General features: G+C 69.8%; 13 protein-coding genes and 3 pseudogenes. 11 read left to right on the top strand and 5 right to left on the bottom strand.

The genetic code is table 11. From position 1 onward, the window contains the following. The 4 genes and pseudogenes from ACH4SE_RS35185 to ACH4SE_RS35170 form a co-directional block, all read right to left on the bottom strand. Positions 1 to 1,325: pseudogene (locus ACH4SE_RS35185) on the bottom strand (hypothetical protein); the annotation flags it as partial. Between the two features lie 957 nt (positions 1,326 to 2,282). Further along, positions 2,283 to 2,495 (bottom strand): hypothetical protein, encoded by a 213-nt coding sequence (locus ACH4SE_RS35180; RefSeq protein WP_398547637.1) that lies wholly within the window; start codon positions 2,493 to 2,495, stop codon positions 2,283 to 2,285. A gap of 254 nt (positions 2,496 to 2,749) precedes the next feature. After that, positions 2,750 to 3,115 (bottom strand): hypothetical protein, encoded by a 366-nt coding sequence (locus ACH4SE_RS35175; RefSeq protein WP_398547636.1) that lies wholly within the window; start codon positions 3,113 to 3,115, stop codon positions 2,750 to 2,752. Between the two features lie 74 nt (positions 3,116 to 3,189). Then, complete coding sequence (locus ACH4SE_RS35170) at positions 3,190 to 3,759, bottom strand: hypothetical protein (protein WP_398547635.1); 570 nt, start codon at positions 3,757 to 3,759, stop codon at positions 3,190 to 3,192. 109 nt (positions 3,760 to 3,868) lie between these two features. Here ACH4SE_RS35170 and ACH4SE_RS35165 point away from each other — a divergent pair, with 109 nt between their 5' ends. The 8 genes and pseudogenes from ACH4SE_RS35165 (at position 3,869) to ACH4SE_RS35130 (ending at position 9,319) form a co-directional block, all read left to right on the top strand. Continuing rightward, positions 3,869 to 4,135, top strand: a complete 267-nt coding sequence (locus ACH4SE_RS35165) for a hypothetical protein (protein ID WP_398547634.1) — start codon at positions 3,869 to 3,871, stop codon at positions 4,133 to 4,135. Between the two features lie 26 nt (positions 4,136 to 4,161). Then, positions 4,162 to 4,863, top strand: a complete 702-nt coding sequence (locus tag ACH4SE_RS35160; protein WP_398547633.1) for a hypothetical protein — start codon at positions 4,162 to 4,164, stop codon at positions 4,861 to 4,863. Then, a complete protein-coding gene (locus tag ACH4SE_RS35155; protein ID WP_398547632.1) occupies positions 4,847 to 5,905 on the top strand; it encodes a hypothetical protein in 1,059 nt (352 codons plus the stop codon). Before ACH4SE_RS35160 ends, ACH4SE_RS35155 begins: the two co-directional genes overlap by 17 nt. An 80-nt stretch (positions 5,906 to 5,985) precedes the next feature. Continuing rightward, on the top strand, positions 5,986 to 6,999 hold the full coding sequence (locus ACH4SE_RS35150) for a transposase family protein (protein WP_398547641.1): 1,014 nt from the start codon (positions 5,986 to 5,988) through the stop codon (positions 6,997 to 6,999). A 321-nt stretch (positions 7,000 to 7,320) separates the two neighbouring features. Further along, a pseudogene (locus tag ACH4SE_RS35145) lies at positions 7,321 to 7,662 on the top strand (IS5 family transposase); the annotation flags it as partial. A gap of 267 nt (positions 7,663 to 7,929) precedes the next feature. Continuing rightward, positions 7,930 to 8,145: a hypothetical protein gene (locus tag ACH4SE_RS35140; RefSeq protein ID WP_398547631.1), complete on the top strand. Its 216-nt coding sequence runs from the start codon at positions 7,930 to 7,932 to the stop codon at positions 8,143 to 8,145. Positions 8,146 to 8,190: 45 nt separating this feature from the next. Next, positions 8,191 to 8,418: a hypothetical protein gene (locus ACH4SE_RS35135; RefSeq protein WP_398547630.1), complete on the top strand. Its 228-nt coding sequence runs from the start codon at positions 8,191 to 8,193 to the stop codon at positions 8,416 to 8,418. 580 nt (positions 8,419 to 8,998) lie between these two features. Next, positions 8,999 to 9,319 (top strand): PadR family transcriptional regulator, encoded by a 321-nt coding sequence (locus tag ACH4SE_RS35130; RefSeq protein ID WP_398547629.1) that lies wholly within the window; start codon positions 8,999 to 9,001, stop codon positions 9,317 to 9,319. A gap of 59 nt (positions 9,320 to 9,378) precedes the next feature. On the opposite strand, the gene ACH4SE_RS35125 is transcribed toward ACH4SE_RS35130, so the two are convergent. Then, on the bottom strand, positions 9,379 to 9,549 hold the full coding sequence (locus ACH4SE_RS35125; protein ID WP_398547628.1) for a hypothetical protein: 171 nt from the start codon (positions 9,547 to 9,549) through the stop codon (positions 9,379 to 9,381). Positions 9,550 to 9,959: 410 nt separating this feature from the next. Between ACH4SE_RS35125 and ACH4SE_RS35120 the strand changes: the two genes are divergently transcribed. The 3 genes and pseudogenes from ACH4SE_RS35120 to ACH4SE_RS35110 all read left to right on the top strand — a co-directional run bounded on the left by ACH4SE_RS35120 (position 9,960) and on the right by ACH4SE_RS35110 (position 12,116). Further along, a complete protein-coding gene (locus ACH4SE_RS35120; RefSeq protein ID WP_398547627.1) occupies positions 9,960 to 10,163 on the top strand; it encodes a hypothetical protein in 204 nt (67 codons plus the stop codon). Positions 10,164 to 10,390: 227 nt separating this feature from the next. Next, positions 10,391 to 10,543, top strand: a pseudogene (locus ACH4SE_RS35115) (transposase); the annotation flags it as partial. Positions 10,544 to 10,907: 364 nt separating this feature from the next. Next, positions 10,908 to 12,116, top strand: a complete 1,209-nt coding sequence (locus ACH4SE_RS35110; RefSeq protein WP_398547626.1) for an aminotransferase class V-fold PLP-dependent enzyme — start codon at positions 10,908 to 10,910, stop codon at positions 12,114 to 12,116. Positions 12,117 to 12,371: the final 255 nt, after the last annotated feature.

The raw sequence follows: 12,371 nt of genomic DNA, 5'->3' as shown, positions 1-12,371 counted from the left end.
GCGAAGTCCTTCGCCGCCTCCTGACCGAACTTCTTCAGGTCGGCCGGGAGCTTGTTCACCTCCGCCGCAAGATCGGAGCGGCCCTTGGCGATACGCGCCTTGGCCGCACCCAGCTCGGTGCCGATGGTGTCCGCGACGGAAGAGATCACGCCCTGCATCTGGGTGACGTAGAGCTGCCGGGAGAGCTGGAAGAGCTCGTTCGCCTCCTTCGGCATCCCCATGAGCTTGTCCTTCGCCCACTTCGCCCCGCCCAGCCACCCCCCGTAGCGCTTGTGCTTGTACGCGCTCATCCGGGCCTTCTGATCGGCCTCGAACGCCGCCCGCGCCTTCGCCTCCCCCGCGGTGAACTGGGAGTCGACCTTCTTGTCCAAACCCTCCAGAATCGACTCGACATCCTTCTTCGTCGCGTCGAACACCTTCTGCAACCGGGAAGTCGCCTCCGCGCGCCGCGACTCGTCCCTCGACTTCGCCGAGCCCTTACCGGAATCGACCGCCTTCCCCGCCGCATGCCGGGTCGCGGTCAACTGCGCCATCGCGTGCGCACCCACCGCCGCAGCACCCGACCTCGCCGCCGCGATCTGCTGCTTCTCCGCCCCCCGCGCCTGGCCCGGCGCCGACGCCGACTGCGCATCGGCCTGCTTCTTGTCCTTCAACGCCCCCGTGAACTCCGGCTCGTTACTCCCCGCCAGCTGCTCCTCGGTGACGCCGGCGGACCTCATCTGGTCATCGGTCTGCCTCGGGCCCGGCGAGAAGTCCGTGACCGCGGCCGGCTGCGGCGCCGGCGCCGCGTCAGCCGCGGACGGCGCCCCCGGATTCGGCGGCGGCTGATCCGGGCGCAGCGGCGTGACCTGCTTGTCCTTCGCCGCAGACATGTCCGGCGGGGCACCGGTCGCCGTCGCGATGTCCTGCGCAGACGCCTTCTTCCCGTCGGTGACCTTCCCGTCCACCGCACCCTTGATCTTCTCCGCCCGCCCCGAAGAGGAGAAGTTGTCCGCCTCCTCCAGATTCTTCGGCGCCTGCGCGGCGATCGCGTCATTCACGGCCCTGACAAACGCCGCCTTGTCGAAAGCACCCGGCTTCGCGGCGTCCATCCGCGCCGAATTCGCGACCTTCCCCTGCGCCTCCCGATCGTCCGGCGGCGCCACCGCCGCACCCTGCGCCGCAGCCGACTCCACCCCCGCACCACGATGCACCCGCAACCGCGCCCGCTTGGCCGCCACATCCGCCGACACCCGCCGCATCCCCGGCGCCTGCGACACCGAAGGAACAACCGGCGCCACAAACCGCTGCGCCACCAACCGGGAAACCGCCGCATTCCCCGCCACACCCTGAAGGAGCTGGACCGTCTGACGGCTCAGCGCCCGGGCCTGCGGAACTGGCGCGGGCGCACGGTCAGGAGCCGGAGAATCCTGCTCAGTCGAGGCGCCTTGGGGGGACTGATGTGGTCGGTCGCTGTCGGGAGACTTCTCCGGAGTGGCCTTCACCGCGCTACTCCCATCGCCCGCTCATCTGCCCGGCCGTGCGCTCCCTCAGCATGAGAGGCAACGGAGAAAGCCGGGGATGAACGCTTGGGCAGTGAGCGGTGTAGAAAACAGGTGGCCGTCAGGGAAGAGGCGGACCCGCACCGGCGGGTGCGAGCCTCGTCGATGACATGTGTCCCGTTCGTCTGCTCTCCGCAGCAGAAGGGGCCGGAGCGGCCGGCGCCCACGCCGGAGACGAGCCCGCTCCAGAGCCCCGACACGATGAGGCTGGCCATCGGCCGGCGTCTCGGCGTGAGTGACCGGCAGGACGAGTGACTGCTCACACGTCTGACTGCGATCATCGACGGATGACGAAGGACAGGGGCCAAGTGGCGCTTCGCCGGCGGGTGGGCGACGTCACGGCCGGGCTGGGCGACCGGGTCGGCGATGGGGGCGAGCAGACGAGTACGGAGCAGTGTCTGAACGGCGGTTCGAACTGATCGGCGTTGTTACTCCAAGGCTCGGGGTCCGGCTCGGATCTCGGCTGCTGCTGGAAAACGCCCATCGCCTCCTCGACCCGGCCCTGCCGTTCCCGGACCGTGGCGAGCAGAGCGAGCTGCTCCACCCAGGGAAGGGGGTCCTTGTCCTGGAGGGAGATCCAGAGGCTGTCGTCCTCAGCCGAGGATGTCGAGCCTGCCGCTACCAGTCGTGTTAGCGAGGAACCGCCGATGCTTCTCGGCGAGCCGGCCGCCCGCCTCCTCGTCGTGGCCGAACGCCCGCAGGCTCGGCTCGTCGGCAGCTCCCAGCCGGCTGGCGGCGCTGTCAGAGGATCCAGGTGAACAGGAAGAGTGCGACCAGCCCCACGACGACGATCAGCACGGCGCCGGCACCCCCGCTTCTGCCCGTGCCTGCGCCGTGTCCTCCCTCGGGGCCCCCGTCCCGGCCGGGGTAGGGGTGGTGCGCGCCGTGGTGGTGGCCGTGGTGATGGCCGAAGTGGCCGCTGTGCCCCGGGTCGCTGTGCCCTCCGCCGTCCATGGAACCCCCTCGTGGCCGTGGCGGTGTGCCGCCTGTGCAGCAGAGGACGCCCGGAGTGCGGCGCCGGTTCGCCGGTACTCCCGGCTTCCTCGAGAGTCCGAACGTCGTGACCAGCAGTTGCTCGGGAACGGCGGCAGCTGGGGCAGGCCGCCCCGAGGCCCGCGCTGAGGATCCGCGTCGTGAGGGACTCGCCTGGCGGCATACACGTGAACGTACTCAGTGGGGTCCAGACGAACCTGCCCGGCACCGAACCTTCAGTTGATCTGCCTGGGAGGTAGTCCCGCTCTGGCACGCCAGCGGTCGGCGTCGTGAGGATCGGCCAGCCAGGCGGTCAGGCGTGCAGCGCCGGCACGGAATGCATCGGACAATGACGTCTCCTCACCGACCACGATCCTCAGGGGGTCGACGTCATGGGTGGCGTGGTCGCTCTCGCACCAGCAGGCCACATTCACCGGCGCATCGACCGCGAGCTGGCCCGGGTCAGTCCACACCACCTGAAGCAGGAACTCCAGCTGGTCGCCTCCCTCAGCGTGCTCGACGACATCCAGCCCAAAGACGATCGGTGTCCCCAGTTGCGTGCCGGGGAAGGCGGCATGCTCCAGGGCCCACTCCCCATGCACACCCAGGACTCGTCCAATCGATCACCTGACAGAAGCAGATGGAGGCGGGGCGATCTTGCCTGTTCGCTGAGGTGTTACAGAGGTGCCAACTCGACCCTGCCGGTGAATCGGCCACCCACTTGATCGGCGAGCCAATGGACGCGGGCGATCTGGTCGCCGTTGCGGTTGCGGACGTGCACGTGGAGGGTGTGGTCCTTGGCCGGCTCGTCCTGGTAGAGGTCCCGGGAGTTCACTGACAGCGTGAGATACGCATACTTCTGCGAGATCGCCTCCAGTCCCGCTTCGGGAACCGCAGGCCATGCGTTCAGGTCCCACCGAACAGCCGCGGGATCTGGCCCCAGAGCGACGATGAAGGGCTCGGCGCGGTCTAGCGGACGACCCCAGTCGAACACTCGGATCGGCAGGTGGTCTGCAGGGTTGTCGCCAGCCTCCGACGAACCGTGCTCCTCGCCGGCCGCCGCCCACCACTCGAGGTCGGGCAGGACATGACGTACTTGTGCCAGGACGTCCGGCGACCTGATCACGGCTTCGAAGTCGACCTCTCCTTGACTGATGTCTGCCGTGCCGAGCAGGGTACGCACCGCACGTATCGCTTCAGACAGGTCGGTGGTTGTGAGGACAGCAGCCGCAGTGGAGTTGCTCATCCAGGAACCATAAGACGGCACCTGCAGACCGGCCCGAGCGGGTGCCGGCCCGCCTCGCATTCGTCAGGGCCGGAGCCATGCGCCACACCCACACGTAGGGCACGGTCACATGAAGAATGTCGATCAGTGCAAACAGGACATGGCTGTGGCGCAGACCGCCGCCGACAGCATCAGGACCGCCCTCAACAACGTGGCCCCGCTCCTGGTCAACACCTGGGTCGGGGCCACGGCCGACGCCTGGGCCGACGACTTCCGCGGCCGGATGGCCCGGGTGACCGGCGCCCTCGACGAGTGCTCCGGCCAGGAGCGCTGGATGATCCTCAAAGCAACGAACGAGCAGGCGGATTCGGACGCCAAGAACCACGGCCACGCCTGACCACAACCGACGTCCTGGGGGGACCAGTGAACGACTTCGCCGGTGTGGAACCGCACCGCGTACGGCAGCTCGCCGACCGCTTACAGGACCTGGCCACCGCTCTGGCCGGGAACGGCCCTGTCATCCGCAACAACTTCGGCACCTGGGGCCCGGCCCTGATCGACCTCGGCCCGCTCGCCGCGCAAGCGGCGCAGGTCGCCCACGACGGCGCGAAGGAGTACCTCGACCAGTGCGCGGAACTGCGCGGTGAGGTGTCCTCGGCAGGCAAGCACATCAAGCTCAGCGACGCGGAGATGATCGACGCCGCGCACAAGAACGAGGTCCTGTGGCTCAACGCCGTCGGCGGCTTCTTGGCAAGCGTCCCGACGACCACCGTGCCGGCGGACTTCGTCAAGGCCGCGATCTGGGGCGCGCTGCCCACCGGGTCGAACACCTTCTCGACCGGCGACGCCGCCACCGTCGAGAGCGCCTCGAAGGCTCAGTTCTTCGACGACTCGACGACGATGCGCATCGCGCTCGTCCAGGGGCTGGCGACATCGGGCAAGATCGATCCGCCGCCACCCGCCAACCACCCGGAGTGGGCGTCCGGGAGGATCACGCTGTCCGACACCGACGACAAGACCGACTTCGACCGCTGGTGGCTGAAGGTCGCGGCCGAGAACGGCAACGAACTGGACCACGTCGACTCGGCTATGAGGAGAGCATTCAACAATGGCGCGACGCAGTAGGACCACGGCCACGGCGCTCCTCGCCCTCGTCGTCACCGCCGCGACCGGCTGCGGTGGCGGGGGAGGCTGGAAGGCGCCGGTCAAGGGGCAGGTGGCGGTGCTGGTCGAGGCGGGGGAGGACGATCCCGGGGAACGGGCCGCCTGGCTCGGCTTCGGGGGCAGCGTCGACGGCCTCGCCTTCGGACCCGACGGCACGGTCTACGCGCTGGGCGCCGGCCTGGTCGGCATCGACGGCAGGAGGACCGTGCGCATGCTCCTCGGCCCGCAGGCCGGCGGCGCGGGTGGCCTGGTCGTCCGGCGCGACGGCTCCTTCGTGACCGGGAGCGGAGGCACGGTCGTCAGCCTGAAGCCGAACGGGAAAGCGACCGTGCTGGCCGGCGCCGCGGGGCCGGAGCGGGACCCCGGCGCACCCGTGCCGGGGTCCGCCGCGGCGACCGGCTTCCACTTCGGGAACACGGGAGCGACGCCCTTCGGTGAGCGCCACGACGGGTCCGTGCTGCTGGCCGACGGCGACGTCGTGTGGTCCCTCAAGGATGCCCGGCTGACCCGCGTCTACCAGGCACCTGACACACCGTCCAAGGGCAGGCGCCCGGCCATCTTCGTCGGCGACAGCACGGTGGACGGCACCGGCACGGCGTGGGTGGCCGCCGTTTCGCCCGCCGACGAGGGGACGGTGGGCGACATCGTCACGATCGCCCCCGGCGGCACGGCCGTCCGGCCGTCCCTGCCGGCGCGGGCCGCGGGCGTGACCGAGAGTCTCGCCTCGCTGAGCCTGCTGTGGATGGCCGGTGACGGCGCGAACGGCGTCTATGCCCACGCCACGAGCAAAGGGAACGACTACGTCCTCCACCTGCGACCCGGCAGTGCGCAACTGGTCGCCAGGCACCGCTCCTCCAGCGCGGACTCGCTCACCTGCGACATGCCGCACCCGGTGGACGCCGCCAATGCCCCCTGCCCGCTGCCGTACGCGCTCGCCTACCACGCCGGCCAGCTCGTGCTCGGTGGCGAGACGCATTACGTCCTCACCATCGCCCTCAGCTGACGAACTGGTACATGGTTGGCCGTGGCCTCGGTCGGCATGGTTCGTTGGACCTGGTAGGGGTTGCAGCGCGTGAGTTGATCGTGTCTGAACGGCGGATCACGGGTCTGTCGCGGGGCGTGATCGCAGGTCTGGTGGCTGAGGTGGGCCAGGGTTGGCGGGCCCGGCGTGATGCGGAGGTGTGTGCCCGGCCTCGGCGGCGGGCTGTCGGGGCGGGCGCGAAGTACAAGCCGGTGTTCGTCGACCGTCCGCCGGCGGCGCCGGTACACCTACGACGCGCAAGTACTCATGACGTGCTGGCCTGCCGGCTCGGTGTGGACCCCTCGACCCTCACCCGCGCTGTCGCCGAGATCTGCCCGCTGCTCGCCGACCGGGGCTGCCGGATCGCAGCCGGCGTGAGGCTTCGGACCCTGGCCGACGTGGTCGCCCATCTCTGCGCCGCGGGGCAGGCCGGGATCATCGACCCCACCGAGATCCGGTTCAGGCGTCCGGCAGCCCGTCAGCCCGGACGGGCGAGGTTCGTGTCCGGCAAGAGCCGGATGCATGCCGTGAAGGCCCCGGTCGTCACCGACGCCCGAGGCCGGATCCTGTTCTGCGGCGAGGTCCGGGCCGGCTCCGTCGCTGACATCACGCACGTCCGTGACGCAGGCCTGGTCGATCTCCTGGCCGACACCGTCGACCTGGAGATCCTCGCCCGACGCCGCCCACGAGGGTCTGGCTGCACAGAGACCTACGGCCAGGTCGTCACGCCGCCCGAGAAAGCGCCGCGGCGAAACACCTGGGGCACCTGCAACGGCGCATGGCTCACCACGAGCAGGCCCGATTCGCCCAGTCCTCACGGCGCATCCCCGTCGAGCACGGCATCGCCCGCCACAAGAACTGGCGAGCCCTCGCCCGGCACCACGGCCACCGCCATCATCTGCCCGACACAGTCCAAGCCGTCGCCGGCCTTCTGTCCGACCAGCAAGCAGCCGACCAGTCCGCCCGACCCACTCTCCCCGCACGACGAGCAGCATGATCAACAAGTCGTGACACCACTCAAGTACGCGCTGCCAACAACCATGCACGAGCTCATCAGGGCCTGTTGCAAAGGTTGATTGCTGTGTCGGACCTGCGGCCCGGCCGTCGGCGGCGATTCCATACACGCATGGTCTCTGCTTGGCTGTCAGAGCCGCGGTCCATCCACCTCGAGCCGCGGGGGAACTGCGGGTGCAGGTCGAGCGCCTGGACACGGTGCTCCTCCGGCGAACGCACCACGAGCCGACGGCAGAGCCGGGGTTGGCTTGGTGGCATCGCAGGTGCGGACAGCGCCCATGCCACTCTCCAAATCGTTGGCTCTTGCATGACGAGAGCCTGCTCCGGTCGAACATGTGGCCGTCTGATGGTCTGGTCGTTGGCCGGGTACGGGGCGGGGCGACCTGACAGACGCGGAGTGGGAACGGCTTCGGCCGTTCCTGCCGGTGGGCAATGGCCGGTGCGGGCGTTGGCGGGACCATCGCCAGGTGATCGACGGGATCTTGCACCGGGTGCGGACCGGCGTGCATTGGCGTGACCTGCCCGAACGCTTCGGACCATGGAAGACGGTCCATGAACGGCACCGGTTGTGGTCGGCCGACGGCACCTGGGAACGCCTGCGCCAGCAGGTCCAGGCCGAAGCGGATGCCGCTGGGGACATCGACTGGGACATCGGGGTGGACTCCACCGTGGTGCGCGCGTACCAGTACGCGGCGGGAGCCCGCACCGCACCGCCGTCCCCACCTGCTGCGTCAAAAGGGGACGCGAACGGCGAGCACCAGGGCGAACCGCCCTGGCAGAGCCTTCCCGCCCGCCTGGTGGAGGTGGTGAAGCAGCCACGAGCCGGGCACCTGCTCTTGCGCGGCCTGTCCGGCCCGGTGCCCGGACGCGGATCTTGACGAGCACCGGTTCCAACTGGGTGCAGTCCGCCCGCTGACCCGGTGTGACGAGGAGGGACAGCGGCCGGCACCGGCCCTCGGCGCTCAGGTGGATCTTGGTGGTGAAGCCGCCCCGTGAGCGGCCCAGTCCCTCACCTGGCGGACCTGTCCGGGATCGAACTGGATCCGCGGCGGCCGTCGCCGTTCACGCCGCACGGCCGCCGACCCGAGGGCCCGGCCTGGTACGCCACGCCGACCGTCGCCTACGCAGCCGAGCTGATCGACACCTACCGGCTGCCGGCGGAGCTCCGCCCGCTCGAGGCGTACGTGTGGGGGGAGGCGGGCCCGTAGCTGGACCCCTGGTGCAAGCACCTCTCGGAGCCGTACCAGGCCACGATGGCCGACCTCGGCGTGACCGCCGCCCTGTCCCCGGCCGCGTTCCTGGACGCGACAGCCGGCCACAAGCAGACGGACCCTGGGCATGGCGGCGGTGCTGTCCGCCGTCAAGGGCGGCATCGGCAAGCTTGCGAAAGCCCGCAGGGCAGCAAGTACCGGCCGGGTGAGCGCTGGCCAGCGCTGGAGCAGCCGACCTGGCGCCCGGACATCCGCGCCGCGGTGGTCTGAGCTGCCCGGGTGAACATGCACAGGAAGCTGGTGAAGACCGCACTGGCGATGCAGGCCGACCCCGCGCCGACCGGCTCCCTGCTGTTCGGCGAGGACGCGCTGCCGCCGACGCGCTGCTCTCGGACCGCGTCGTCTACCCGGCGCCCGGGCCCGTCCCCGCTGGACGTCCTGCCATACGACGCGGCCCGGCAGCCGGCGCCGGGCACGTTCCGGCTCGGGGTCTCGCCGGGGATGGTCAAGAACGCAGGCGCCCGCGAGATCTACTGGCCTCGACCTACTGGAGCAGCAGCACAACCTGGTCCGGCACATCAAGGGCGACGGGCACGGCGCCGCGGACGAGGGGGAGTAGAACCATGGGCGACACCATTATCGCGGTGGCTGGCGCCCTGCTCGGAGGGCTGTTAACAGCCCTCCTGCAGGCCCGCCACTCCCGGGCCGCCCGCCGCGCTTTTGCGCACGTATGCATGCGGCACGGTCCGGGCACTGTTTATCTCTACTTAGGGCTTGGTAGAGTTAGGGCATGGTGAAGCGTAGCGATGGTGACGGGTCTCCGCCGGGCGGCGGGGGTGGTGGTCCGCGGATGACGCCGCAGACCCAGGCGGTGTTGCGGGTGTTGCTGGTCAAGCCGGCTGAGGAGCTGTACGGGTTGCAGATCTGTTCGTTGGCGGAGTTGCCGTCGGGGACGATCCACCCGATCTTGGCGCGGTTGGAGTCGGCGGGGTGGTTGGAGTCGCGGTGGGAGGAGGTCGATCCGGGTGAGGCGGGCCGGCCGCGACGGCGGTATTACCGGTTGAGCCCGGATGGTGCGGAGCGGGCCCGGATCGCGCTGGCGGCGGCTTCGGCCAAGCGCAGCGCGCTGCGGGCGCTGCGCCCGGGGCTGACCGGAGGTGTCACCGCATGACCCCCTGGACCTTGCCCTCGCCCGCAACGCTCGACAGCGTCCTCGCCCTCGCACGCGACCTAGACGGCGACCTGGTTCGCGTTCGCGCTCGCGCCCGTAATCGCGAGGGTGACCTGGTTCGAGCCCGCACTCGCACCCGCACCCTCACCTACGCCCTCGTCCGCACTCGCCCTCGCGACCTCGACGGCGCCCTCGCCCTCGACCTCGACAGCGCCATCGCTCGCCTGCACGCCCTCGACAGGTACCTCGCTCTCGCCCGCGACACCGAGGGCGGTCGCGCTCGCGCCCGCGCCCTCGACAGCGCCCGCGCTTTCGCCGGCGACGTCGTCGACGACCTGAGTAGGGCGGCTGGGGCGGCGCGGCGGAGGGTGGGGGCGCTTGGGGCTGGGGTGCCGGTGCCGGTGGTGCGGGTTGCGGTGGGTGCGGGGTGGTTGGTGCGGGTGGCGTTACGGGTGATGCCTGCGTCGGAGCGGGTGAGGTATGGGGAGGAGTGGCGAGGGGAGTTGTGGGATCTGGCCGGCGGTTCGGGCCGGTGGCGTCGGCAGACGGGTTACGCAGTGCGGCTGGTGGTGCGTGCTTGGTTGGTGCGGGCGGCGGTCCGCGGGGGTCAGCGGCGTGCTGCAGGCGGAGGCTGAGCGCCGTGGGTGCCAAAGCGGTGGTCAGTGCCGGAGTCGGGGCGGTGACGGGGGTGGGCGGGGCCGTTGTGGGCAGTTGGCCGGTTGCGGTGCTGCTGGTCGCGCCGTTCGCCGCCGTGCTGGCCGTGTTGGTGTGGGTCCTGGCCGACCAGGAGGTCCCGTGGCCTGGCCGACCTGATAAAGGCCGCTCGATTCCCCGGAAATACTGAAAGCCCAGCGCCCCCTGCTGACGAATAGACAATTCCCGATGTACCGCTGTGCTTGTGCTTGGCGCTCAACGCTTTTGTTGATGGACTGACTCGGGGCGGTCATCGGTGTGTGGCGACCGATGCATGTCCATGGGCCTGGGTGCGATCTCCCGGGTTGGTGGCAGTGGCTGCGAGAGCGTGTCTGAGATCTGCCGTATCGGCCGTTCAGATGGCTCGTTGGGTGGTGTGTGAGTGCTGGCCGGGACGGCTACCCGTCTGATCCGACCGATGAGCAGTGGGCGTTGATCGAGCCGCTGCTTCCCGCGGCGAGGACGGGCCGAAGGGGCGGTCGTCGCGAGAAGCACCCGCGCCGGCGGATCGTGGACGCGATCTTGTACCTGGCTACAGCGGTGGGCGCGGGTGCCGAGCTGCTCGCTGTGCTGCAGGCAGCTGTAGCGGCCGAGCAAGTTCAGGTTCCGGTGCTTGAGCGGCGGGATCCCGGCAATGTCCTCGTCCCGGATCCCGCGGTCCTCAGCCTCCCCGGAGCGGTGCTCAGCCCGTACCGGCGTGAAAACGTCCTCCGGTTCGGCGACTACACCACCGACCAGCTCCACGTGCCCCCTCCCGCCTACGATCCGGCTCTCCATGCCGACGAGGGCCGCAGAAAGAGATAGGGCATTCTTGGATGGCGCGGTCGCCTTGGGACATACGGGGTTCCCCGGCCGTTCACGAGAAGACACGAGATCTTGAAGGAGCTGGGTGCTGGTGGGGCTGATCGACATCGAGCGGGTCCGTCAGGAAACGGCGGGAGTCTCACGGGTGGTCCACCTGAACAATGCCGGAGCCGCCCTGGCGCCCCGGCCGGTGGTCGATGCCGTCGTAGGCCACCTGCGCCTGGAAGAGCAGATCGGCGGCTACGAGGCAGCATCCGCGAAAGCGGACCAGATAGAGCACACCTACGACGCGCTGGCCCGTCTGGTCGGCGCCGGACCAGATGACATCGCGGTCGTGGAGAACGCCACCCGCGCCTGGGACATGGCCTTCTACTCACTGCCCTGGGCCGAAGGCGACCGGATTCTGACGGCCCGTGCCGAGTACGCGAGCAACGCGATCGCCTTCCTGCAGACGGCCCGCCGACACGGTGTCCAGGTCGAGGCCGTTCCCGACGACCCTCACGGCCAGCTCGACGTCGAGGCACTGCGCGCGATGATCGACGAACGGGTCAAGCTCATCGCGATCACCCACGTACCCACGCAGAGCGGCCTGGTCAACCCAGCCGCCGAGATCGGCAAAGTGGCCCGCGAGGCCGGCATCGTCTACTTGCTGGACGCCTGCCAGTCCGTCGGCCAGATGCCTGTCGATGTCGGAGAGATCGGCTGCGACCTGCTCACCGCGACCGGCCGCAAGTTCCTGCGCGCACCGCGCGGCACCGGCTTCCTGTACTGCTCGCCGCGCATCCGCGAACAGCTGGAGCCGCCGTTCCTCGACCTGCATGCGGCCACGTGGACATCGGCCGACAGCTACCAGGTCCGGTCCGATGCCCGCCGGTTCGAGAACTGGGAAACCTACTACGCCGGCAAGATCGGCCTCGGCACCGCCGTGGACTACGCCCTCGACCTGGGCCTGGACGCGATCGAAAAACGGGTGACCAGCCTGGCCGCGACCCTGCGCGCACGCCTGCGGACGCTACCCGGAGTACAGGTCCACGACCGGGGTGTACGTCAGTGCGGCATCGTGACCTTCACCATCGAGGGCCACGAAAGCCAGGACATCGCCAACGCTCTCCGAGCCCGAGGAATCAACGTCTCCGTCTCCATCGCCGACTACGCACGCTGGGACTTCGAGCCCCGGTCCCTCACCTCAGTCGTCCGCGCCTCCGTGCACTACTACAACACGGAAACCGAGATCGACCAGCTGGTCAGTGCTCTGCCCGCACCAGGCGGATCGTCCAACCGCAACTCCGCACGTATCTGAAAACGTCGAGCATCACGACGTTTTCGCAGGACCAGCCAGCATTCCGGTCCTCGGGAACCCATAACCGTCACCCTGAGCGCTGAACAGCCGAGGTGAACCTCCCACGTGATACCCCCGTGTGTCCTTGGAGGGGATGCGCGGGGGGGGGGGCCGGGGGGGGGCCGGGGGGGGCCCCGCCCCCCCCCCCGGCCGGCGCGGCCCCCCCCCCCCCCCCCAAAAAGACCGCGCGAGGAGGGGGCGGGGGAGCCAGGTGGT

Origin of the sequence: Streptomyces sp. NPDC020983 (assembly GCF_044333485.1) — a bacterium.
GTDB lineage: Bacteria > Actinomycetota > Actinomycetes > Streptomycetales > Streptomycetaceae > Actinacidiphila.
The sequence above is the reverse complement of the archived record's forward strand: the minus strand, read 5'-3'. Positions and strand labels throughout refer to the sequence as shown.